The 23,881-nt window shown below is 33.6% G+C and carries 19 protein-coding genes; 14 read left to right on the top strand and 5 right to left on the bottom strand.

Annotated features, from left to right (window positions below; translation table 11 throughout):
* Nucleotides 1-2: 2 nt before the first annotated feature.
* Entirely contained in the window at nt 3-1,025 is a 1,023-nt protein-coding gene (tsaD, locus tag ACNRYB_RS20275) for a tRNA (adenosine(37)-N6)-threonylcarbamoyltransferase complex transferase subunit TsaD (protein WP_129745714.1), read from the bottom strand.
* Between the two features lie 194 nt (nt 1,026-1,219).
* On the opposite strand from tsaD, the gene ACNRYB_RS20270 reads away from it, so the two are divergent.
* From ACNRYB_RS20270 to ACNRYB_RS20250, 5 genes are all read left to right on the top strand, one after another.
* On the top strand, nt 1,220-5,755 hold the full coding sequence (locus tag ACNRYB_RS20270) for a translocation/assembly module TamB domain-containing protein (protein ID WP_473728502.1): 4,536 nt from the start codon (nt 1,220-1,222) through the stop codon (nt 5,753-5,755).
* Nucleotides 5,756-6,064: 309 nt separating this feature from the next.
* The gene (gene pfkA / locus ACNRYB_RS20265) at nt 6,065-7,051 is read left to right on the top strand and encodes a 6-phosphofructokinase (RefSeq protein ID WP_008468812.1); all 987 of its coding nucleotides are present in this window, start codon (nt 6,065-6,067) and stop codon (nt 7,049-7,051) included.
* Nucleotides 7,052-7,146: 95 nt separating this feature from the next.
* Entirely contained in the window at nt 7,147-8,151 is a 1,005-nt protein-coding gene (gap, locus tag ACNRYB_RS20260) for a type I glyceraldehyde-3-phosphate dehydrogenase (protein ID WP_008468814.1), read from the top strand.
* A 131-nt stretch (nt 8,152-8,282) separates the two neighbouring features.
* Nucleotides 8,283-9,134: an N-acetylglucosamine kinase-like protein gene (locus ACNRYB_RS20255; protein ID WP_008468817.1), complete on the top strand. Its 852-nt coding sequence runs from the start codon at nt 8,283-8,285 to the stop codon at nt 9,132-9,134.
* Nucleotides 9,135-9,144: 10 nt separating this feature from the next.
* Nucleotides 9,145-9,519: a methylglyoxal synthase gene (locus ACNRYB_RS20250; RefSeq protein ID WP_053470300.1), complete on the top strand. Its 375-nt coding sequence runs from the start codon at nt 9,145-9,147 to the stop codon at nt 9,517-9,519.
* Here the strand turns inward: ACNRYB_RS20250 and ACNRYB_RS20245 are convergent.
* Entirely contained in the window at nt 9,500-9,880 is a 381-nt protein-coding gene (locus ACNRYB_RS20245; RefSeq protein WP_129745716.1) for a RidA family protein, read from the bottom strand. The two genes, ACNRYB_RS20250 and ACNRYB_RS20245, sit on opposite strands and share 20 nt — an antisense overlap.
* 28 nt (nt 9,881-9,908) lie before the next feature.
* On the bottom strand, nt 9,909-12,611 hold the full coding sequence (locus ACNRYB_RS20240) for a putative LPS assembly protein LptD (RefSeq protein ID WP_165352392.1): 2,703 nt from the start codon (nt 12,609-12,611) through the stop codon (nt 9,909-9,911).
* Between the two features lie 82 nt (nt 12,612-12,693).
* Here ACNRYB_RS20240 and ACNRYB_RS20235 point away from each other — a divergent pair, with 82 nt between their 5' ends.
* From ACNRYB_RS20235 to ACNRYB_RS20205, 7 genes are all read left to right on the top strand, one after another.
* Nucleotides 12,694-13,818 (top strand): N-acetylmuramoyl-L-alanine amidase family protein, encoded by a 1,125-nt coding sequence (locus tag ACNRYB_RS20235; protein ID WP_129745718.1) that lies wholly within the window; start codon nt 12,694-12,696, stop codon nt 13,816-13,818.
* Nucleotides 13,819-13,868: 50 nt separating this feature from the next.
* The gene (locus tag ACNRYB_RS20230) at nt 13,869-14,834 is read left to right on the top strand and encodes an MlaD family protein (protein WP_129745719.1); all 966 of its coding nucleotides are present in this window, start codon (nt 13,869-13,871) and stop codon (nt 14,832-14,834) included.
* 6 nt (nt 14,835-14,840) lie between these two features.
* Nucleotides 14,841-16,178 carry a 4Fe-4S dicluster domain-containing protein gene (locus ACNRYB_RS20225; protein WP_129745720.1) on the top strand — a complete coding sequence of 446 codons (1,338 nt, stop codon included), beginning with the start codon at nt 14,841-14,843 and terminating at the stop codon, nt 16,176-16,178.
* Nucleotides 16,179-16,281: 103 nt separating this feature from the next.
* Nucleotides 16,282-17,073 (top strand): (Fe-S)-binding protein, encoded by a 792-nt coding sequence (locus ACNRYB_RS20220; protein ID WP_473728501.1) that lies wholly within the window; start codon nt 16,282-16,284, stop codon nt 17,071-17,073.
* Between the two features lie 78 nt (nt 17,074-17,151).
* On the top strand, nt 17,152-17,634 hold the full coding sequence (locus tag ACNRYB_RS20215; RefSeq protein WP_111365999.1) for an ABC transporter ATPase: 483 nt from the start codon (nt 17,152-17,154) through the stop codon (nt 17,632-17,634).
* A gap of 245 nt (nt 17,635-17,879) precedes the next feature.
* Nucleotides 17,880-19,025, top strand: a complete 1,146-nt coding sequence (gene bshA / locus ACNRYB_RS20210; protein ID WP_129745722.1) for an N-acetyl-alpha-D-glucosaminyl L-malate synthase BshA — start codon at nt 17,880-17,882, stop codon at nt 19,023-19,025.
* Between the two features lie 15 nt (nt 19,026-19,040).
* Nucleotides 19,041-19,466 (top strand): protease complex subunit PrcB family protein, encoded by a 426-nt coding sequence (locus tag ACNRYB_RS20205; protein WP_343707114.1) that lies wholly within the window; start codon nt 19,041-19,043, stop codon nt 19,464-19,466.
* A 174-nt stretch (nt 19,467-19,640) separates the two neighbouring features.
* Here ACNRYB_RS20205 and ACNRYB_RS20200 read toward each other — a convergent pair whose 3' ends face one another.
* Complete coding sequence (locus ACNRYB_RS20200; protein WP_129745724.1) at nt 19,641-20,138, bottom strand: hypothetical protein; 498 nt, start codon at nt 20,136-20,138, stop codon at nt 19,641-19,643.
* A 139-nt stretch (nt 20,139-20,277) separates the two neighbouring features.
* Nucleotides 20,278-21,099, bottom strand: coding sequence for a UDP-2,3-diacylglucosamine diphosphatase (locus tag ACNRYB_RS20195; RefSeq protein WP_129745725.1), 822 nt, complete (start codon nt 21,097-21,099; stop codon nt 20,278-20,280).
* A gap of 189 nt (nt 21,100-21,288) precedes the next feature.
* Between ACNRYB_RS20195 and aroC the strand changes: the two genes are divergently transcribed.
* Together aroC and ACNRYB_RS20185 are read left to right on the top strand one after the other, a co-directional pair.
* A complete protein-coding gene (gene aroC / locus ACNRYB_RS20190; protein ID WP_473728500.1) occupies nt 21,289-22,347 on the top strand; it encodes a chorismate synthase in 1,059 nt (352 codons plus the stop codon).
* Nucleotides 22,348-22,399: 52 nt separating this feature from the next.
* Nucleotides 22,400-23,662: a dicarboxylate/amino acid:cation symporter gene (locus ACNRYB_RS20185; protein ID WP_129745727.1), complete on the top strand. Its 1,263-nt coding sequence runs from the start codon at nt 22,400-22,402 to the stop codon at nt 23,660-23,662.
* Nucleotides 23,663-23,881 lie beyond the last annotated feature (219 nt).

Raw genomic sequence — 23,881 nt, 5'->3', positions numbered from 1 at the left:
ATTTAAAATTCGATTCTTGCTTTAGAAACCACAGCAGAAGTTTCAAAACGATTAGATAAGTATTTTTGGTAGCCTACAATTCCAATCATTGCAGCATTGTCTGTTGTGTATTCAAATTTCGGAATAAAAGTTTTCCAGCCATATTTGCTTTCGGTTTCTTTTAGCGTATTTCTAATCCCCGAATTTGCTGAAACTCCACCGCCAATAGCAATTTGAGTAATTCCAGTTTCTTTTACAGCCAGTTTAATTTTATCCATCAGAATCTCGATAATGGTATGCTGAATAGAAGCGCAAATATCATTCAAGTTTTCTTCAATAAAATTCGGATTCTGTTGTTTGTTTTTTTGAATGAAATATAAAATAGCGGTTTTCAATCCAGAGAAACTGAAATCTAATCCCGGAACTTTCGGTTTTGTAAAAGGAAACGCTTTCGGATTTCCTTCTTTCGCATATTTATCAATCAAAGGTCCGCCAGGATAAGGAAGTCCCAGAATTTTGGCGCTTTTATCAAATGCTTCACCAACAGCGTCATCTGTAGTTTCTCCTATAATTTCCATATCAAAAAAGCTATTCACTTTTACAATCTGAGTGTGTCCTCCGCTAATGGTTAAAGCTAAAAAAGGAAATTCAGGTTTGTCATAACCTTCTTCGTCAATAAAATGAGCCAATATATGAGCATGCATGTGATTTACAGCAATTAACGGCACATTTAAGGCCAATGATAATGATTTGCTGAAAGAAGTCCCCACCAATAAAGAGCCCATTAATCCTGGACCTTGCGTAAATGCGATTGCGCTTAACTGTTCTTTTTGTACATTTGCTTTACGAAGTGCAGCATCTATCACAGGGACAATATTCTGCTGGTGCGCTCGGGAAGCCAATTCGGGAACAACACCTCCGTATTGATTATGAATTAATTGATTGGCTACAACATTTGACAATACTTTGTCGTTATGTAAAACCGCGGCAGCAGTATCATCGCATGAACTTTCGATGGCTAGAATAAAAACCTCTGGATTTTGCATATAAAGGCACAAATTTTGAATTATATTTGACAAATCAAATGATTATATCTCTTTGATTTAAGCAGTGCCCCAAAATTAAAGAATTTTTATCAAAAACAGCCGTTCTTTGTCTGTTCAAAATAAATTAAAAGAAAACTAAAATTAAAGAAGCTATCAAAAAAGTAAAGAAAATAATATCTAGAACCCTAATTGGGTTGATTTTACTTTTGTTAGCATTGGCTATCATACTCTCTCTTCCTGTGGTTCAGACACAGATTGCTAATTATGTTACCAACAGATTAAATGAAGATTACAAGGTTAATATTAACGTTGAAAAAACGGCAATCAATATTTTTGGTGGAGTAAAATTGAAGAAAGTGACAATCCTAGATCATCATAAAAAAACGATGATTTATTCGGATATCATCACTACTGATATTGCCAGTTTTAGTAGGCTCTTAGACGGAGATTTAATTTTTGGCGATTTACGTTTGACAGGTTTGATTTTTAATTTGAAAACCTACAAAGGTGAAGATGAAAATAATATCAATAAATTTATCCAAGCTTTTGAGGTAGAGAATACGCCTAAGAAAAAATCAACCAAGCATTTTCTTCTGACGGCCAAAAACGCTTATATCGAAAAAGGAAGATTTTCTGTTGTTGATGAAAATAAAACTACTCCTAAATTCCTAGATTTTACGAAATTAAACGCTTACATCAGCGAGTTCAAATTGTACGGACCAGATGTAAATACAAACATTCACCGATTTTCATTTATGGATCATCGCGGTTTGTATGTTTCTAATTTCGCAGGGAAATTCAGTTATACCAAAAAACAGATTAAAGTTGAAAATCTGGCCATTAAAACCAAAAGATCTTCTATTTATGGTGTAGCCATTTTAAGTTATAAACCATCAGATTTTCTTGATTTTACAGATAAAGTTCGATTTGATGTTTTGATTGATTCTTCTTCTATTGCAACCAATGATATTCGCCATTTTTATGATGGTTTGGGTAAAAATCAGCATTTTAAACTGAAAACCAAATTAGACGGTCCTTTGAACAATATGACGCTTACAGGATTGAGACTAAGCGATACAAACGGATCAAAAATTAATGGAACAATCAATTTCAGAAATCTTTTGGGCAGCAAAGAGCAGAAGTTTTCTATGGATGGAAAGTTTAGCAAACTGCTTTCTAGTTATGACGATTTAGTGGTTTTACTTCCTGGAGTTTTAGGAAAAAGGCTTCCGAAAGAAATGAAGCGAATTGGTAAATTTAATATTGTTGGGAAAGCTAAAGTTTCGACTGTAGCATTAGAAACCGCTTTTAAAATCGCTACAGATGTAGGAAACGGCCAAGTAGATCTTCATTTAAATAATATGGATTTTATTGATAAGGCTTCTTATTCGGGAAATATTATTTTAGATAATTTTGATGTTGGCTCGGTTTTAAATAGAAAAGATATTGGAAAAACGACTTTGAATCTTGATGTTGATGGAGTTGGTTTTACTGAGAAATATTTGAATACGGTTATTAAAGGAGACATCTCGAAACTGGATTATAATAAATACACTTATAATAATATAGTAGTAAACGGAAATTTTAAGCTTCCTTATTATAAAGGTCAAATTGCCATAAACGATCCGAATTTGAATTTAAATTTTGATGGTTTGTTGGATTTGAGTAAAAGAGAGAATCGCTATGATTTTCATATTAATGTAGAAAACTCGGATTTAAGAAAACTTAAGTTTGTAAGCGATTCTATTTCGCGCTTTAGAGGAGATGTTGTCGTTCAACTATCTGGGAATTCTATTGAAAATCTTCAAGGAGATATTTTTATAAATGATGCAGAATATCAGAACCCAAAAGCTACTTATGTTTTTGACCAAGTAAATCTAAACTCAAGTTTTGATGCTGACCGTTTAAGAACCATTACAGTAAGTTCTAATGATGTTGTAGACGGAAAAATTGTCGGTAAATTTAGATTTGATCAATTAGATAAATTGGTCATGAATTCGGTTGGTAGCTTATATACCAATTATAAACCTTATAAAGTTAGAAAAGGGCAATTTCTGAATTTCAATTTCCGTGTTTATGATAAAGTGGTTGAAATGCTTTATCCAGAAATAAACATTGATTCGTCAACGGTTGTACGAGGAAAAATAGATTCAGATTTGCAGGAATTTAAATTCCGTTTCAGATCTAAAAAAATTACGGCTGACAAAAATACATTTGACAACATACGTATTAATATCGATAATAAAAACCCACTTTACAATGCTTATGTCGAGTTAGATAGTATTAAGACACCTTATTATAAAATACGTGATTTTAACTTGATTAATGTTACGGCAAATGATACGCTTTTTGTTCGCTCTGAGTTTAAAGGCGGAGATAAAGGCGAAGATTATTTTAATCTGGATTTGTATCATACAATTGATAAAAACAAAAATAATATTGTCGGAATCAAAAAATCTGAAATGAAGTTTAAAGACTATATCTGGTATTTAAACGAAGACGCAGAAAAAGATAATCAGATTGTTATTGATCAATATTTTAAAAATTTCAATTTTGATAATATTGTTTTATCTCATGAAAACCAGAAAATTGATTTAAACGGAGTTATAAAAGGAAAAGATTATAAAGATCTCGTACTGACCTTTGAGGATGTTGATATTAATAAAATTACCCCAGCAAATTCCAAATTTGTATTTAATGGTAATTTGAATGGAAACGTCAATTATAAACAGAATAAGAATGTTTACCAGCCCACGGCATCCATAAAAATTGATCATCTTGTCATGAATAGTACTGAATTGGGCACGCTTAATTTTGATATTTCTGGAGATGAATATTTTAGAAAGTTTACAGTTAACTCATCGATTCAGAATGGTTTTACCGAATCGTTTAGAGCAAACGGAACTTTTGCTGTAGAGAATAAAGAAACGATTATGGATATGAGCCTGAAATTAGAAGGCTTCAATCTGGCTACTTTAGGAACTATCGGTGGAGATGTTCTGTCAAATGTGCGCGGTTCTGTTTCTGGAAATGCAGCTGTTGTCGGGAATTTGAAGAAACCTGAAATCAACGGACGTTTGTATGTCGAAAAAGCTGGAATGACAATTCCGTACTTAAATACCGATTACGAATTAAGTGATCGAACGGTTATCGATTTGACTAATGAAAAATTCCTGTTTAGAAATAATCAGTTAACTGATACTAAATACGGTACAAAAGGTCTGCTGAACGGAAGTATCGAACATCATAATTTTGGTGACTGGAAATTAGATTTAAACATTACTTCTAAACGTTTGGTAGCTTTAGATACAAAGGATAGTGATGATGCCGCTTATTTCGGAACAGCGTTCATAAATGGTACTGCTAGTATAAAAGGTCCTGTGGACGGTTTATTTATTAAGGTAGATGCAAAGTCCGAAAAAGGAACAGAAGTTAAGATTCCAATTAATAATACGCAAAGTGTTGGAGAAAGCAGCTGGATTCATTTTGTAACGCCAAAAGAAAAGTACAATCTAGAGAACGGAATTGTTGAGAAAACAAGAGACTATAATGGACTTGAGTTGGAGTTTGATTTTGATATTACGCCAGATGCTGAAGTAGAAGTTATTCTAGATCGAAATTCGGGCCATGGTATGAAAGGAAAAGGATACGGATCGCTTTTGTTTAAAATTAATACTTTAGGTAAGTTTAATATGTGGGGAGATTTTCAGGCATACGAAGGAACTTATAATTTTAAATACGGCGGACTTATCGATAAAAAGTTTACGGTCAAAAAAGGTGGTTCGATTATTTGGGAAGGAAACCCAATGCGTGCCCAGCTGAATTTGGAAGCAGTTTATAAAACGCAAGCCAATCCAGCAGTTCTTTTGGATAATACTTCGTCATTCAACAAAAAAGTTCCCGTAGAGGTGGTTATTGGATTAAGAGGGGATTTGGCAAGTCCAGAACCTAACTTCGATATTCAGTTTCCATCGGTAAGTAACGTTTTAAAATCGGAGATACAATATAAACTGGATGATAAAGATATTCGCCAAACACAAGCTCTTTATTTGTTATCGACTGGTTCGTTTATGAGTACCGATGGATTTAGCCAGGGAGATTTTTCAGGAACATTGACAGAAACAGCTTCTAGTTTGTTGGGAGGCATTATTAAGTCAGATAATGATAAGGTAAATATCGACTTAAACTACATCGCGGCAGATAGAAGAACAGGGCAGGAGGTTGACGGTCAGTTTGTGGCTAATATATCTTCTCAGATTAATGAAAGAATCACAATTAATGGAAAATTAGGAGTTCCTGTTGGAGGTGTAAATGAATCTGCGATTGTTGGAGATATTGAAATTTTGTATCGTGTAAATGAAGATGGTACAATGAACCTTCGTTTGTTCAATAAAGAAAATGATATTAATTATATAGGACAAGGAATTGGTTATACGCAAGGTGTGGGTATCTCTTATGAGGTAGATTTTGATACTTTTAGTGAGCTTGTAAATAAGCTGTTTAAAAACCATAAAATAGAAAAAGCTGTAAAAAGTTCTTCTCATGATGATCTTCAAGACTCATATCTTCCTGAGTATATGAATTTCTCAAGTAAGAAAGATTCAGAAAAAAACAAGAAAAAAGCAAAAGAGGAGGAAGAGAAAAAGAAAAAGGAGGAAGAAAAGAAGAAAAAAGAACAGGAACATACACCAAGCAATAATCAAGGATTAATTCCTGACAACGATTATTAACACTTTGTTAAAAATAACCTTTTATAAAACCATTATTCTCATAATGGTTTTTTTTGTGCTAAATTTAGGCACTCTTTTAAAATTTTCCATGTGAGCGGGAAATTCTGATTTTTATAACACTTCATTAGGGTATTGTTAATTTTGACGATTTAATTAAAAAAATAGCGTTTTATTATTTTTAATGAAATTTTTTCCTAGAAAAAACTTATTAACGAAAACGTTTGAATTTAACAGATTTTATTAATTTATGATAATCGTAACCCGAAAAGTGCTGAATGTTTGCTAATTTTACACTTTAATACTTAAATAATGCCAAAAACAATAAAAAAAGTAGGTGTTCTTACCTCAGGAGGAGATTCACCTGGAATGAATGCTGCAATACGATCAGTTGTTCGAACTTGCGCATATCATAATATAGAATGCATAGGAATTTATAGAGGGTACCAGGGAATGATTGAGGGTGACTTCAAAGAGATGGGACCACGTAGCGTAAATAATATTGTAAACAAAGGTGGAACGATCTTAAAATCGGCTCGTTCAGTTGAGTTTAGAACCCCTGAAGGAAGGAAGAAAGCACACGAGAATCTTGTTAAGGCTGGTGTCGATGCTTTGGTTGTTATTGGTGGTGACGGAAGTTTTACCGGAGGATTAATTTTTAATTCAGAATTTGGTTTCCCGGTAATGGGAATTCCGGGTACAATTGATAATGATATTTATGGTACAAGTTTTACTTTAGGGTATGACACAGCTTTAAATACTGTTGTAGACTGTATCGATAAAATTAGAGATACAGCGAGTTCTCATAACCGTCTTTTCTTTGTAGAGGTTATGGGTAGAGATGCTGGTCATATTGCTCTTAATGCAGGTATTGGTGCAGGGGCAGAAGAAATCCTTATTCCTGAGGAAGATCTAGGTTTAGATCGCCTTTTAGATTCACTTCAAAAAAGTAAAGCATCAGGAAAATCATCAAGTATAGTGGTTATTGCTGAGGGAGATAAAATTGGTAAAAATGTATTCGAATTAAAAGATTATGTTGAAGCCAACCTTCCTGAATACGACGTAAGAGTTTCTGTTTTAGGACATATGCAGCGTGGTGGTTCTCCGTCTTGTTTTGACCGTGTTTTAGCAAGCCGTTTAGGAGTAAAAGCAGTAGAATCTTTAATTGAAGGAAAATCTAATTACATGGTTGGACTTCGTGAAGATAAAGTGGTTCTAACTCCACTTGAGCAAGCTATCAAAGGAAAATCAGAAATTGATAGAGAATTATTAAGAGTGTCAGACATAATGTCTACATAATCAATATAAAAAGTTTAAAAAAGAAAAGAAGTTTATTGTGAGGAAATTAGACTTTGAAATAGTGTAATAAAAACAAAAGCAAAAAATTTAGTAAAATGTCAAAAGTAAAATTAGGAATAAACGGATTTGGACGTATCGGAAGAATCGTTTTTAGAGAGTCTTTCAATAGAGATAATGTAGAAGTTGTTGCAATCAACGACTTGTTAGACGTAGATCACTTAGCTTATTTATTAAAATATGATTCAGTTCACGGTCGTTTCAACGGAACTGTAGAAGTTAAAGAAGGAAAATTATATGTAAACGGAAGAAATATCCGTATCTCTGCTGAAAGAAATCCAGCTGACTTAAAATGGAACGAAGTTGATGTAGATGTTGTTGCTGAATGTACTGGTATCTTCACTACTATCGAAACTGCAAGTGAGCACTTAAAAGGTGGAGCTAAAAAAGTAATCATTTCTGCTCCTTCTGCTGATGCTCCAATGTTTGTAATGGGAGTGAACCATGAAACTGCAAAAGCTTCTGATTTAGTTGTTTCTAACGCTTCTTGTACTACAAACTGTTTAGCTCCTTTAGCTAAAGTTATCCACGATAATTTCGAAATTGTTGAAGGTTTAATGACAACTGTTCACGCAACTACTTCAACTCAAATGACAGCTGATGGACCTTCTAGAAAAGACTGGAGAGGTGGACGTGCTGCTGCAATCAACATCATTCCTTCTTCAACAGGTGCTGCTAAAGCGGTTGGAAAAGTTATCCCATCTTTGAATGGAAAATTAACTGGAATGTCTTTCCGTGTTCCTACTGCTGACGTTTCTGTAGTAGATTTAACTGTAAAAGTTGCTAAAGAAACTACTTACGAAGAAATCTTAGCTGTATTGAAAAAAGCTTCTGAAAATGAAATGAAAGGTATCTTAGGATATACTGAAGATGCAGTTGTATCTCAAGATTTCATCTCAGATAAAAGAACTTCAATCGTTGATGCTGGTGCAGGAATCGGATTAAATTCTACTTTCTTCAAATTAGTATCTTGGTATGACAATGAGTACGGATACTCAAGCAAATTAATTGATTTATCTGTACATATTGCAGGTTTAAAATAATAATATATATTTTTGCAAAATCCCGTTACTTTACAATAACGGGATTTTCTTATTTTGTTACCTCTATAATTAATGTAAAAAATACACTTTTAAATTAAAAATAGAAAAACCTAATTCCAAAAACTAAACAAATGAAATTAATAGTTGACAGTGGATCTACTAAAGCCGATTGGATTGCGATAGATGATAATGGAAAAGTATTATTCACAACACAAACTTTAGGATTAAATCCTGAAATTCTAGACGAGCCAGAAATCATTGAAAGATTAAATGACCGTTTTGATATCTTACAAAATAAAAAAAATGCTACGCATTTATTCTTTTATGGTGCCGGTTGTGGTACAGATAGAATGAAAGAGTGGTTGAAAAGAATTTTTCAAGAATATTTTTCTAACGCAATTGTAGATGTTCAAGAAGATACCTATGCTGCAGTTTATGCAACAACTCCAAAAGGAGAAGAAGCTATTGTTTGCATCTTAGGAACAGGATCAAACTGCAGTTATTTTGATGGAAAAACATTGCATCAAAAAGTACAATCATTAGGATACATTGTTATGGATGATTGTAGTGGTAATGTTTTTGGAAAAGAATTAATTAGAAAATACTATTTTAATAAAATGCCTAAAGAATTGGCTGTTGAACTTGAAAAAGAGTACGACGTTGATCCAGATTTTATTAAAAATAAATTATATAAAGAACCAAACCCAAACGCTTATTTAGCAACTTACGCTAAATTCTTGATTAAGCATAAAGATACAGAGTTCTGCAGAAAAATCATTTTCAAAGGAATGAAGTCTTTCGTTAAAAATTACATCAAGCAATTTGATAATTGCAAAGAAGTTCCAGTGCATTTTGTTGGATCTATTGCGTTTTATTTGAAAGATGAATTACAAGAGACATTTAACAAATATGAACTTCAATTAGGGAATGTTTTAAGAAGACCTATTGATGGATTAATTGCTTACCATGTCGCTAATCAATAGTTCTGGTTTTATGGAAATTGCCATTATTGCTCATGATGGAAAAAAAGCAGATTTGATTGATTTCTTAATCAAAAATGAAGCTGTTTTGCACAATGAAAAAATAAGGCTAATTGGTACTGGTACTACGGGAGGAAAAGCAGAAGCTGCTGGATTTAAAACTCAGAGAATGCTTTCTGGTCCGCTCGGCGGAGATGCGCAAATTGCAGGAAGAGTAGCGGAAGGAATTACGCAGATGGTTTTCTTTTTTAAAGATCCTCTGTCAAGTCATCCGCATGAAGCAGATATCAATATGCTAATTCGCGTTTGCGATGTGCATAATGTGCCGCTGGCAACCAATGAAGCAACGGCACAATTATTATTAGATGCTATTGCACTGCAATTATAGAAATTTCTACATTAACATTTTTTGGCAGACAAGCCACTTGAACCGTTTCACGAGCTGGAGCGGTTTTTTCGTTAAAATAAGAACCGTAAACGGTATTTATTGCTCCAAAGTTGTTCATGTCCATGATGAAAATAGTTGACTTTACAACATTTTCAAAAGTCATGTTAGCTGCTTCAAGTATAGCAGCAATGTTTTTCATAACTTGAGTAGTTTCATCATTAATATTGTCTGTAATCAATTCTCCTGACTCAGGATTGATTGCAATCTGTCCAGAAGCATAAAGTGTGTTTCCAGATAAAACAGCTTGATTATAAGGCCCGATTGGAGCCGGAGCTTTCTCGGTAAAAATGATTTTTTTCATAATGAAATTATTTTGATTCGAAAGTAGTTTATCTATTTGAAACGCTACGTTTGTTCCATTTGATATCGCTAAGCATACCAGATTTAATTCCGATGAAGAAGTTCCAGTTAGAATTTGTTCCTAAAGGTTGCCAGTTAAAGGCCATTCTCCAGCTTAATAAGTCTCTTTCAAAACGAAATTGTGTAAAGGTAACTCCTTTTTGTACAAAATCGTAACCAGTCGAAACTCCGGCTTTCCATTTAGGAGTAAGGTCTGTATTAATAGAAACCATGATAGAGTTTCCAGAAATAGTGCTCTCTCTTTTTATATTTGAATATGTTAGCGAATATGCAAGTGTCATGTCCCACGGAACTTTAGAATTAAAGAATTCTGTAATAACATCCTCCTTCTCAGGTTCATTCGCAAATTGGCTGTTACGGCTGTCATTTAAGTCTGTATTCGTACCAAACAAATCATCGCTACGTCCACCGTTCCGTTGGCTCTGTGTATTTTTGTCTTTTTCTTTTCCAGTTCCTTTATTTGAGAATGAATAGTTTACAGTTACGTTTGCGCTTGTCATTCTGAATAAACTTCCTCCATTGTCAATATTGAATTTGTCAATTTTGTTCCCTCCATTATCAATCGCATAAGGATCTAATGTTGCACCAAAATTCATATTCATTTTATTGTCAAAAAACTGAGTTCCACCACTAACTAATACAGGTTGCCATCCAAATGTTGTTTTTCCGTCAGCATTGAAATTATAGCTTGTACTGAAGTTTAAGTTATTCAACAGCATTATTTTTTTAGGCTCTGTTTTTGTGCTGTCACGGTCTCTTACTTTGGCTTCAAATGTGTTGCTCAAAGCAAAACCAACGATGTTAGAATTTTCTTTTCCTGGGGCACCGTATAATCCATTTTCGAATCTGGTATACTCAGATGTAATTCTTCCAGAAGCATCAACAGCATAAGTGTCATAGTATTTCTCAAAACTTGGCGTATAAGCATACGTTATGCTAGGACGCATGACGTGTCGAATAGATTGAATTCTTTTATCGTCTCCAAAATTAAAAGTACCATAAATAGTAGTTCCTAAATTGGTGCTGAAATTATAAGTTCTGAATGCATCAAAACCATTAACAGTTTTGTTAACCGTTTGTCCAGCGGCAGGATCGTAAACTTTCTGTATGGTTTTGTTAACCCATGTTTCCTGATAAGTTGTAGAAGCTCCAGCACTAAAATATTTAAAAATCTTAAAATTGGTGCTCAACGGAATGGTCTGTTGTAAACCTAATTGAGCATCATCAAACATCTGAGGTTTGAAAAACAGTGAATCTTTTGTTTTGAAATAGTTTTTACCGCTTACATTATATTGTAAGTTGATGTTCTTTATTAACCCTTTTTTTACACCATTCTTACCAACAAACGGATATACACGGTCAATACTTCCTTGTAAAGACGGAAGCGTCATAATAATGTCTTCTGTTTGGGTGTTCTGACTGTGAGTTGCAGATAATGAAATACGGGAGCCAGGAATAGTGTTAAAAGTTTTATTGTAGGAAATAGAAGAGCTTAATGTGTTGTTTAAGTTTGAGCCAATATTAGCTTGGTTGATAGACTGTTTAAAGTACTTACTGCTACCCATGTTGACAGAAGCAGAAAAGGTTGAATTCGGATTTGATTTGGTGTCTTTAGAATGCGACCACTGAATATTGTAAATGCTTTGTTTTGAGTAATCAGGATAACCTCGTTCACTGTTGATTAGATTCTCAAAACGGATATTGACATTTCCTCTAAATTTATATCGCTTTGCATATGCCGATTCGAATCGCATGGCGTAACTACCGTTGGTGTAATAATCTCCAAGTACGGTTAAGTCATAATTGTCGCTAAGAGCAAAATAATAACCTCCATTTTGCAATGAAAAACCTCTTGTGTTAGAATCGTTATAACTTGGAATGATAATACCTGATACGCTTTTTTCTTTACTTAAAGGGAAAAAACCGTAAGGCAATGCAAGTGGAGTAGGAACATCAGCAATTACTAATTGTGTTAAGCCTGCAACGATTTTTTTACCTGGAACAAACTTAATTCTGCTGGTTTGAAAGTAGTATTCAGGATTGTCAATGTCTTGAGCCGTTGTAATACGTGCTCCTTTTAAAAAGTATACAGAATCGTTTTCTTTTTTAGTAACAGAGGCTTTAATGTTTAATTCACCTTGTTTTGTTCTTGAATTGTAAATTAAAGCTTTTTTTGTTTTAAAATTAAAACGAATAGAATCAGGCTGTACTTCACTTGATCCCTGTTTGAAATTAGGGTATTGGGTTAAAACGCCAGCAGAATCTTTAATTCTTCCTGCATAAACTTCATCTTTTTCATAATTAAGTACAATGATACCTGATTTTAATTCTACATCTTTGTAGTATAATTCTGCTTCATTGTATAAAGTGATCAGCTTTTTTTTCTGATCAATTTTAGCATAATCTTTGGCTTTATATCTAACTTTTCCGTCCAAAAAAGTCTTTTTTGGTTTAACAGTATCTAGTTTGATGGTATCTGTAATCGCAGTGTTTTCTTTATCTGTTTGTTTTACAGCAGGTAAAGGCTTTTTTTTATTTTTTATTTCTTGCGAGTATAAATTACCACAACCTATAGTTAGGAAAAATGATATTAAAACGATATTAAATAAGTTTGTATGCAAAGGTTTAAATGCTATTTTTGTAAAATTATGGCTTGTTTTTTGACACGTCAAACTTACATATAATTTTTTGGCAAAAATAATCAATTCTAAAAATTATAACAGCTGCGTTTTATTAAAATTAACTTTTAGATTTATGAATAGAATTAACAAATTTAAGGTAATATTTACTTTATTTCTAACTATATCGTCCTTTTGTGCTCAAAGTCAGTCAAATGTGTTTAAGGTAACACTTGACGCTGGACATGGAGATCATGACTTTGGGGCTGTTTACAGCGGACGAATCGAGAAAAATATTGCTTTAGCTATTGTTTTGAAAGTGGGGAAGATCTTAGAGCTAAATCCAAATGTTAATGTAATTTATACTCGTAAAACAGATGTTTTTGTTGATTTGGTCGAAAGAGCAAATATTGCAAACAGAGCAAATTCGAATATTTTCGTCTCAATTCACTGCAACGCCAATAAAAATACAGCGGCCGACGGAACTGAAACTTATGTAATGGGTTTAAGTAAAGTTGCATCAAACCTTGAAGCTGCGAAAAAAGAGAACTCCGTAATTACATTAGAGAAAGACTACAAACGTAAATATGAAGGTTACGACCCTAATTCGCCAGAATCTATGATTGGTATGACCTTGATGCAAGAAGAATATTTAGATAATAGTATTACGCTGGCAACTAAAATTGAAGAAAACTTTGAAAAACTAGGAAAAAAACTTCGTCATGGAGGTGTAAAACAAGCGCCTTTTATGGTGCTTCATAAAGCCTATATGCCTAGAGTTTTGGTTGAAACAGGATTTGTTTCTAATCCGACAGAAGGAAATATTTTAAATTCAGAAGAAGGGCAGGACGATATTGCGAGAGCAATTGCAGAAGCTATTTTAAGTTATAAAAGAGAATACTTTGGTTCAGGAACTGAGTCAGAGGACAGTCGGCCCATAAGAGATACTTCAACTAAGGCAAAACCAAAAACAAATACTCCAGTTGCTGCTGTTAAAAATGCGCCAAAAGGAACTTTTTTTAAAGTGCAGCTTATTGCAAGCATCAAAAAAACACCTTTAGAACCTAAAAATTTCAAAGGGCTTAAAAATGTTACGATGGTATACGAAAATAATATTTATAAATATTTCTACGAGGAAACTTCAAGTTACGAAACGGCGCAAAAATATTTGCAAGAAGCTAAAAGTAAAGGATATGGCGCTGCATTTTTGGTGGCAACTAAAGATGGCGAAAAAATCAGTATTCAGGACGCAATTAAATAATAAGCGCAAGTTCGAATATTTATATTAATTTTGTACAAACACTTAGAATTTTGAAACTAACAAGAGAAATTAAAACGGCTATTTTAGTCATCGCATCCATTCTACTATTTATCTGGGGATATAGTTTTTTAAAGGGAAGAGACCTTTTTACTAATTATACAATATTATATGCTGAGTATGATAATGTTGAAGATTTATCGCCTTCAGCGCCAGTAACGCTTAACGGACTTGCGATTGGTAAAGTAAATAAAATTACAATTGATGAAGTTACAGGTAAATTATTGGTTGAGCTTCAGCTTAAAACAGATTTTCCAATTTCTAAAACGAGTACAGCATCAATTTATACTCCGAGTTTAATTGGAGGGAAACAAATTAAAATTATTCCAAATTTTGCTGATAAAGAATTGGCAGAAGACGGACAGAAATTAGTTTCGTCTGTTGAATTAGGATTAACAGAATCATTAGGCGGAAAAATTGAGCCAATTCAGCAGAAGCTTGATAAAATGCTTGTGAATATTGATAATTTGGTTACAGGATTAAACAATACTTTAGATAAAAATACTCAAGAAAATCTAAAGAAAACAATTGCTGAACTAAGTCAGACAATGACACAGTTTCATAAAGCTTCAGGAAGTCTAAACAATATTTTGGATACCAATAAAGGACAGATTAACGGAATGGTTACAAACTTTAATAAGATGTCTGGTAATTTCAATAAAATTTCAGATTCATTAAATAAAGCAGATTTAGGTAAAACCGTGCGTAATTTGAACCAGACCTTAGCTAAAGTAGATGTTTTAATGAGCAATCTGAACTCTGGAAAAGGTACAGCAGGAAAAATACTTAACGATGAGGCTTTGTATAACAACCTGACTAAAACTTCGAAAGAACTTGAACTGTTATTGCAAGATCTTCGCCTTTATCCAACTCGTTACGTAAACGTTTCTCTTTTCGGAAAGAAAAATAAACCATACGTAGCACCAACTGAAGAAACAAACTCAACCGATAAAAAATAATGATAAATGAGTTATTTAGATAATATTTTATTCGCAGTACTTCTTATAGCAGGTTTCGGTTTTTTTGCAGCGAGCGTAAAAAAAATCATCCGAAATATTAATCTGGGAGTCGATGTAGATCGAAAAGATAATCCTAAAGCTCGTTGGAAAAACATGGCATTGATTGCTCTTGGGCAGTCAAAAATGGTGAGACGCCCTGTTGCTGGAATCCTTCATATTATTGTATATGTAGGTTTCATTATTATTAATATCGAATTACTCGAAATCATCATTGATGGGTTATTTGGAACGCATAGAATTTTTGCGCCTTACTTAGGTGTAGTTTATGATGTTCTAATTGGTTCATTCGAAATTTTAGCTATTCTGGTAATCTTTGCTGTTACTGTTTTTTGGCTTAGAAGAAACTTTATTCGATTAAAACGTTTTATTCATTCAGATTTAACTGGTTTCCCTAAAAGTGATGCTAATTACATTCTGTATTTTGAAACGGTTTTAATGATTTTGTTTTTATTGATGAATGCTTCTGATTATCATTTGCAAAATGTGCCTGGGGGATATTCTCATTTTCATAAAGCAGGAAGTTACCCAATAAGCCAATTTATAGCGCCGATTTTTAATGGAACTTCTAATGAAACAGTTGGATTGTTATTTGAGGTTTTCTGGTGGCTGCACATTGCAGGTATTTTAGTTTTCATGAACTATTTATACTTTTCAAAACATTTGCACATTCTTTTGGCATTCCCGAATACGTATTTTGCAAACTTAAAACCAGAAGGGCAGTTTGATAATTTAGCTTCAGTTACGAAAGAAGTAAAATTAATGATGGATCCAAATGCAGATCCGTTTGCGGCAGCTCCAGCTGATGAAAATGCACATCCGGCTAAATTTGGCGCAAGTGATGTTCAGGATTTAAATTGGGTTCAGCTGTTGAATGCCTATACTTGTACAGAATGCGGACGTTGTACTTCTTCTTGTCCAGCAAATCAAACAGGTAAAAAATTGTCTCCTCGTAAAATTATGATGGACACAAGAGATCGTTTGACAGAAGTTGGTAAAAATATCGATGCTAATAAAGGTGTTTTTGTTCCAGACAACAAAACTTTACTAAACGATTATATCACACCAGAAGAATTGTGGGCTTGTACGTCTTGTAATGCTTGTGTTGAAGAATGTCCAGTAAATATCAGTCCGTTGTCTATTATTATGGATATGCGCCGTTATTTGGTTATGGAGCAAAGTGCTGCTCCAATGTCATTAAACGCGATGATGACTAATATTGAAAACAATGGTGCGCCTTGGCAATACAGCCAGCAAGACCGTTTAAATTGGAAAAACGAAAATTAAAAATATAGTTTAATCGGTTAATCGTCAATTCGTTTAATCGTACTTAGGATTCGATCAACTGCCGATTAAACAATTAAACAAATCAACGATTAAACAAAAAGAGATGTCAGAAAATTTAGTAGTACCAACAATGGCAGAAATGCTTGCCGAAGGAAAACAGCCAGAAGTTTTGTTTTGGGTAGGTTGCGCAGGAAGTTTTGATGATAGAGCAAAAAAAATTACCAAAGCGTTTGTGCGAATTTTAAATCGTACCAATGTTTCTTTTGCAGTTTTGGGTACAGAAGAGAGTTGTACTGGTGATCCTGCAAAGAGAGCGGGAAATGAATTTTTGTTTCAAATGCAAGCCATGATGAATATCGAGGTTTTGAATGCTTATGAAGCAAAAAAAATTGTTACAGCTTGTCCGCATTGTTTTAATACTTTAAAAAATGAATATCCTGAATTAGGTGGGAACTATGAAGTTATTCATCATACAGAATTTTTGAAATCATTAATTGATGATGGAAGATTAACTGTTGAAGGCGGACAGTTTAAAGGGAAAAAAATTACTTTCCATGATCCTTGTTATTTAGGAAGAGCAAATAAAGTTTACGAAGCGCCAAGAGATTTAATTCAGAAATTAGACGTTGAATTAGTCGAAATGAAGCGTTCTAAAGCAAAAGGATTATGCTGTGGAGCAGGAGGAGCACAAATGTTTAAAGATGCTGAACCTGGAAACAAAGAAGTAAACGTTCTTCGTACAGAAGATGCTTTAGAAACCCAGCCAGATATTATTGCTGCTGGTTGCCCATTCTGTAACACGATGTTGACAGACGGAATTAAGAATAAAGAAAAAGAAGGCCAAGTTAAAGTTCTGGACATTGCTGAATTAATAGCAAATGCGCAGGATTTGTAATCTGAGTTACTAAGATGCTAAGGTTCTAAGATTGAATCTTAAAAATCTAAAATCAACAATCTAAAATCTAAAATTAAAATGTATATACCTTTTGAAAATTTACCAGGTGAATCTAGAGTTTGGATTTACCAGTCTAACAGAAAATTTTCTGAGGAAGAGTTTTCTGAAATAGAAACCGATTTAAAAGCTTTTGTAGAACAATGGGCTGCACATGGCACAAGTCTTGAGGCTTCTTATTTGTTGAAATACAACAGATTTATAATTTTAGCTGTGAATCAAGATGTTCAAGCTGCGACAGGATGTTCTATAGATAGTTCGGTTGAGTTTATCCAAAGTTTAGAAAAGAAATATGACGTTGATTTATTAGATAAAATGAATGTTACTTTTAAGCTTGGAGAGCATATTGCACACAAACCATTAATTGATTTCAAGAAAATGGTTAAGGATAAAGCGGTAACAGCAAATACAATTGTATTTAATAATTTGGTTACCAATATCGAAGAATTTAATGAAGCTTGGGAGGTTCCCGCTGCTGACAGCTGGCACAGCAGATTTTTCTAAGAGTATTTAAAGTATATTTGAAAGGCATGAAATTATAGATTTTGTGCCTTTTTTTATGGTTTCATGTTTCAAGTTTCAAGTTTGAAACCTAACAGGTTTTTAAAACCTGTTAGGTTTGGTTGAAATATTGTGATTTTTAAAAATATTTATCAACCAGAGTTAATCTAATTTTGTCAAAAATCTAACAATTTAAACGGTTAATTAAACGCTATTTTTGAGTATTTTCGTAGAATTAAATTTAATCCATGAAAATAGCAATCGTCTGTTATCCTACTTTTGGAGGTAGTGGTGTAGTAGCCACCGAGTTAGGTCTCGAATTAGCCAGAAGAGGACACGAAATACATTTTATTACATATAGTCAGCCAGTTAGATTGGCACTTTTAAATCCGAATGTTCATTACCACGAAGTAAATGTTCCGGAATATCCTTTATTTCATTATCAGCCTTACGAATTGGCTTTATCGAGCAAGTTGGTCGATATGGTGAAATTGTACAAAATAGAGCTTCTGCATGTGCATTATGCTATTCCTCATGCTTATGCTGGTTATATGGCAAAGCAAATGCTGAAAAATGAAGGAATAAATCTTCCGATGATTACAACACTTCACGGAACTGATATTACGCTGGTTGGAAATCATCCGTTTTACAAACCAGCGGTGACTTTTAGTATCAATAAATCTGATTATGTGACTTCGGTTTCTCAGAGTTTGAAAGATGATACTTTGAAATTATTCAAAATCAAGAATAAGATTAAAGTAATTCCGAACTTCATTGAGTTGGATAAAGTGAAGAAAGACCCAAATGCGCCTTGCCATCGTTATGTAATGGCCAATGAAAATGAGCGTATTATTACCCATATCAGTAATTTTAGAAAAGTAAAACGTATTCCAGACATCATTAAGATTTTCTACAATGTTCAGAAAGAAATTCCAGCTAAACTGATGATGGTTGGTGATGGACCTGAAAAAGAAAAAGCAGAAATGTTATGTCAGGAATTAGGGATTTTAGACAAAGTGATTTTCTTTGGGAATAGTCACGAGATTGATAAAATCTTATGCATGACCGATTTATTTTTGCTTCCTTCAGAAACCGAAAGTTTTGGTTTGGCAGCTTTAGAAGCAATGGCTTGTGGCGTTCCAGTAATTTCAAGTAATTCTGGAGGTTTGCCTGAAGTTAATTTTGATGGTTTTTCTGGATATTTAAGTAATGTCGGAAATGTTGAGGAAATGGCGCAAAATGCTTTGAAAATACTGAAAGATGATGCCGTTCTGAATCAGTTTAAGGCTAATGCATTAGAAGTGGCAAGAAAATTTGATATTAAAAACATATTGCCTAAATATGAGGCTCTATACCAAAAAGCCGTTGATGATTACAAATTGGAAAAACACTAATTTAAAAGGATAAAAATGAAAAAAGTAATTTCTGTTTTAGCGGTTTTTGTTTTGGTTTCATGCGGAGTGAAGAAGGTTGAAAGTTCAAACGCATCGCTGTATGAGGTTTTGACAACACAGTCTGACGGTGGTGGGAATATTAAATTTTTCGAAATTTTGACGGAACCAAATGAAATCAAAATGCTTGAAAACGATCCGAATTTGGCTCATAAGATGAAAGATCCGGATGTTCAAGATTATAATTATGTGATTCTGAATATGGGTGAGAAAAACACTAGCGGTTATACCATCGATGTTGAAAAGGTGGAAGAAACAGATAAAAATATCATCATAACTGTAAAAGAAAACAATCCTCCAAAAGATGCAATGACCCTGCAGGTGATTTCATATCCTTATACGGTTGTAAAAATCCATTCTAAGAAAGAAATTATTATTAAATAAAATTTATAAAGGTAAGGCTTAAACTCCGCTCAGTCTGACATTGATTGTTTTTAAGAAGCGATCCCAAAGTTTGTCAGGCTGAGCAGAGTCGAAGCTCTTTTTTTTCTTTTAAAACCATAAAAAAAAAAGCCTGTCGCTTTAAACGACAGGCTTCTTCTTACAATTATTTTTTATTTAGAATCTAAATTTGACACCTAAACCAACGTCAAATCCGAAATTGTCATCATCATAATAACCTGAACCAATTTCTGGTCTTGCGTCTAATGATAAAGTAAGCGGCACTTCTTTAAATCTATATTCAATACCGATATCACCAGCAGCAAAAACATAAGTTCCACTATCATTATATCTGTAATTATTGTTGTAGTAATCGTGATCCCAAGCAGCTAGTCCTCCTCCGACACCAGCATACCAGTTAAATCCTCCTTCAATGTTCCAAACCCATTGATAAAGAGCAACTCCTTTAATTGCATCTACATCTCTGCTGTTTCTCCATCCCAAATCGAATTCAAGTCTGTTTTTTTGACTTAATCCTAATTGATATGATATTTCTCCCCCAAATCCGTTATTGTCTCCCAGACGTAATCCTAAAGCGTGTTTCGAAATTTCTTGTGATTGAGCCGTAAATGCTAAACCAAGAAGCATAATGGCAGATAATAGTATCTTTTTCATAAAAATGGTAAATTAAATTTTTTCAAATGTATTATTACAGTCAAATACAAAACGTATAATATTTTTGAAAATTGTTACATAATTTACATTTTTCTAAATTTTGACAGTTAAAATTCTTAAAAAGCTCTTTGTAAGGCTTTTATTTTAGTATTATTGATGAAATTAGCTGGGAAGTAAGAATGTCTTCCATTTCTAGGAGATTTTCTTCTTCTGCAAAATTGCTGGCCTTGTAAGAAAACAGTTTCCATCGCTTTTTATGATATTCTAAAGCAGTTAAATTTTCTACCCAGTCTCCAGAATTAAGATATAAAGTAGAACCGTGTTTGTTTTCTTTAGTCATGATTTTTGGTTCATGAATGTGACCGCAGATCACATAATCGTAATTTTTTTCGATAGCAAGATCAGTTGCAGTAGTTTCAAAATCTGAAATGAATTTTACTGCTTTTTTAACGCTTGCCTTTATTTTTTTGGAAAAAGAATAAGGTTCGCGGCCTAACTTTGATAAGCACCAATTTACAAATCGGTTCATTAAGATTAAATAATCATAACCCAATCCGCCCAGTTTTGCAATCCATTTTGAATGCTGAACTGAGGCATCGAACACATCTCCGTGAAAAATCCAGGCTTTTTTATCATCTAATTCTAAAACCAATTTATCAACCAGAGCAAAATTTCCCATATTCATATCGCTGAATTTCCTAAGAATCTCATCGTGATTTCCAGTAATATAGTACACTTTTGTCCCTTTAGAAGCCATCCCGATAATACGCTGAATAACGCGTAAGTGTGCTTTTGGAAAATAAGACTTACGAAACTGCCAAGCATCAATTATATCGCCGTTTAAAACTAAAGTTTTTGGTTTAATGCTTGAAAGATAGTTGTTTAGTTCTTTAGCGTGACTTCCGTAAGTTCCTAAATGGACATCGGAAAGAATGACCAATTCGACATTTCTTTTTTTCAATTTTTTCTTGATTTGAAGTTTTACAAATGAAAGAAAGTCTGTGAAATCTGACTTTATTAAAAGGTTATTAAAAAGAGGATAATTTTACCAAATTGTGATTTTTATCCCATTTAATGTTTCGTTAATAATACCAGTTTTAAATTTTTTAATTTAATTCATAAAACTTACATTTGCTCAAAACAAAACACAATGGCAGGAAACAGCTTCGGCACACTATATAAAGTAACTACATTTGGAGAATCTCACGGTGAAGCTTTAGGCGGAATTATCGACGGATGCCCTCCAGGAATACAATTAGATTTTGAAGCAATTGAAGTAGATATGGCTCGCAGAAAGCCAGGTCAGTCAGCAATTGTAACACAGAGAAAAGAGCCAGACTCGGTTCAGTTTCTATCAGGAATATTTGAAGGAAAAACAACTGGAACTCCAATTGGTTTCATTATTCCAAATACCAATCAAAAATCAGACGATTACTCTCATATAAAAGATAATTACAGACCAAGCCACGCTGATTATGTTTATGATCAGAAATATGGTTTTCGAGATTATCGCGGTGGCGGAAGAAGTTCTGCCAGAGAAACAGCAAGTAGAGTAGTAGCAGGTGCAATTGCAAAACAAATGTTGCCTGAAATCAAAATCAATGCTTATGTTTCTTCTGTTGGTCCAATTCATTTAGATACACCTTATCAGGAATTGGATTTTTCTAAAATTGAAAGCAATCCAGTGCGTTGTCCAGATGAAAAATCTGCAGCGATTATGGAAGAATATATTCGTGATATTCGTAAGCAGGGAGATACTGTTGGCGGTGTTGTAACTTGCGTAATTCAGAATGTTCCAGTTGGCTTGGGAGAACCAGTATTTGATAAGCTTCATGCAGAATTAGGAAAAGCAATGCTTTCTATTAATGCAGTAAAAGGTTTTGAGTACGGAAGCGGTTTTTCAGGTTCTGAAATGAAAGGAAGCGAACATAACGATTTATATAACGCAGACGGAACAACAAAAACAAATCTTTCTGGTGGAATCCAAGGTGGTATCAGCAACGGAATGGATATTTATTTCAGAGTTGCTTTTAAACCTGTTGCAACTATCATGCAGACTCAGGATTCTTTAGATAATAAAGGTAACATTACACCAATGACAGGAAAAGGACGTCATGATCCGTGTGTAGTGCCTCGCGCAGTGCCAATCGTAGAAGCGATGGCAGCAATTGTTTTGGCAGATTTTTATTTAATCAACAAAACATATTAATAAAAGGTAAGACAGTGAGGGTCTTATATTTTAATAATCAAAAAATAATTTAATGCAAGAAGTTACAGAAACTAAAAAAACATCATTTCTTTCGGGATTAACAGGGCAGATTATAATTGCAATGGTTCTAGGAGCCATTTTAGGAATTATATTGCACAATACCATTTCGCCAGAAGCAGCACAGGCGTTTAGCGGGAAAATAAAAATGTTAGCCACTATCTTTATTCGTTTGGTGCAAATGATTATTTCTCCATTAGTTTTTTCTACTCTGGTAGTTGGGATTGCGAAATTGGGAGATATCAAAACTGTGGGAAGAATTGGAGGAAAAGCTATTGGATGGTTTTTTACAGCTTCGTTTATTTCTCTTTTAATTGGATTGTTTTATGTAAATATTCTACAGCCAGGAGTTGGTTTAAAACTTGAGCATGTTGATATGGCAGCGGCTTCTGAAGTTACAGGAAAAACACAAAACCTGTCTTTTGATAATTTTGTTGAGCATATCGTGCCAAAAAGTATTATCGAAGCAATGGCGACTAATGAGATTTTGCAGATTGTAGTTTTCTCTATTTTCTTCGGACTGGCAGCAGCTTCTCTAGGAGATACAGTAAAGCCAATTATTGGTGCTTTCGATAAACTTTCTCATATCGTTCTGAAAATGGTAAACTACGTAATGAAATTTGCGCCAATTGGAGTTTTTGGTGCTATTGCAGGTGTGTTTGCTATACGTGATGCAGAAGAGTTGGTAATTACTTACTTTAAATTTTTCGGATCGTTTTTAATTGGTATCAGTACTTTGTGGGTTATTTTGATTGCCATAGGATATATTTTCCTTAAAGGAAGAATGACCGAACTGTTAAGACGTATTACAGGACCTTTAGCAATTGCTTTTGGAACAACAAGTAGTGAAGCTGTATTTCCAAAATTGACTGAAGAATTAGAAGGTTTTGGTGTAAAAGATAAAATTGTTTCTTTTATGCTTCCTCTTGGATATTCGTTTAACCTTGACGGAAGTATGATGTACATGACATTTGCGAGTATTTTTATTGCTCAATTCTACAATGTGCATTTAGATTTAGGAACACAAATGGCAATGCTTTTAGTTTTAATGCTTACGAGCAAAGGTATTGCGGGAGTACCAAGAGCAAGTTTGGTTGTAGTTGCTGCAACGTGCGGTATGTTTGATATTCCAATTGAAGGAATTGCATTAATTCTTCCTATTGATCATTTCTGCGATATGTTTAGAAGTGCAACTAATGTATTAGGAAATGCGTTAGCAACTTCTGTTGTTGGACAATGGGAGAGTGATAAAGAATAAATAGAAAAACTGAGAATTTAATTTTTTTCTTAGTTATTGAAATAGTATTTGACAAGCTGTATTTTTTTATGAAATACAGCTTTTTTTTATTTTAAAGTGTATATTTGATCAAACTAGCCGATTAATGCCCCACAGACGGATTTTTTTACTACTATTTTTGATTCTGAATTGCTTTGCCATTTCAGCAATTGCGCAATCTAATTGTAATCTCGATCCTAA

Source organism: Flavobacterium sp. CR10 (assembly GCF_055814415.1).
This window is presented reverse-complemented; position numbering and strand designations above follow the sequence as displayed.

What these genes read in the sequence shown, in the direction of transcription:
- tsaD (WP_129745714.1), bottom strand. Translation starts at nt 1,025, where the DNA reads ATGCAAAATCCAGAGGTTTTTATTCTAGCCATCGAAAGTTCATGCGAT.
- pfkA (WP_008468812.1), top strand. Translation starts at nt 6,065, where the DNA reads ATGCCAAAAACAATAAAAAAAGTAGGTGTTCTTACCTCAGGAGGAGAT.
- gap (WP_008468814.1), top strand. Translation starts at nt 7,147, where the DNA reads ATGTCAAAAGTAAAATTAGGAATAAACGGATTTGGACGTATCGGAAGA.
- ACNRYB_RS20255 (WP_008468817.1), top strand. Translation starts at nt 8,283, where the DNA reads ATGAAATTAATAGTTGACAGTGGATCTACTAAAGCCGATTGGATTGCG.
- ACNRYB_RS20250 (WP_053470300.1), top strand. Translation starts at nt 9,145, where the DNA reads ATGGAAATTGCCATTATTGCTCATGATGGAAAAAAAGCAGATTTGATT.
- ACNRYB_RS20245 (WP_129745716.1), bottom strand. Translation starts at nt 9,880, where the DNA reads ATGAAAAAAATCATTTTTACCGAGAAAGCTCCGGCTCCAATCGGGCCT.
- ACNRYB_RS20235 (WP_129745718.1), top strand. Translation starts at nt 12,694, where the DNA reads ATGAATAGAATTAACAAATTTAAGGTAATATTTACTTTATTTCTAACT.
- ACNRYB_RS20225 (WP_129745720.1), top strand. Translation starts at nt 14,841, where the DNA reads ATGAGTTATTTAGATAATATTTTATTCGCAGTACTTCTTATAGCAGGT.
- ACNRYB_RS20220 (WP_473728501.1), top strand. Translation starts at nt 16,282, where the DNA reads ATGTCAGAAAATTTAGTAGTACCAACAATGGCAGAAATGCTTGCCGAA.
- ACNRYB_RS20215 (WP_111365999.1), top strand. Translation starts at nt 17,152, where the DNA reads ATGTATATACCTTTTGAAAATTTACCAGGTGAATCTAGAGTTTGGATT.
- bshA (WP_129745722.1), top strand. Translation starts at nt 17,880, where the DNA reads ATGAAAATAGCAATCGTCTGTTATCCTACTTTTGGAGGTAGTGGTGTA.
- ACNRYB_RS20205 (WP_343707114.1), top strand. Translation starts at nt 19,041, where the DNA reads ATGAAAAAAGTAATTTCTGTTTTAGCGGTTTTTGTTTTGGTTTCATGC.
- ACNRYB_RS20200 (WP_129745724.1), bottom strand. Translation starts at nt 20,138, where the DNA reads ATGAAAAAGATACTATTATCTGCCATTATGCTTCTTGGTTTAGCATTT.
- aroC (WP_473728500.1), top strand. Translation starts at nt 21,289, where the DNA reads ATGGCAGGAAACAGCTTCGGCACACTATATAAAGTAACTACATTTGGA.
- ACNRYB_RS20185 (WP_129745727.1), top strand. Translation starts at nt 22,400, where the DNA reads ATGCAAGAAGTTACAGAAACTAAAAAAACATCATTTCTTTCGGGATTA.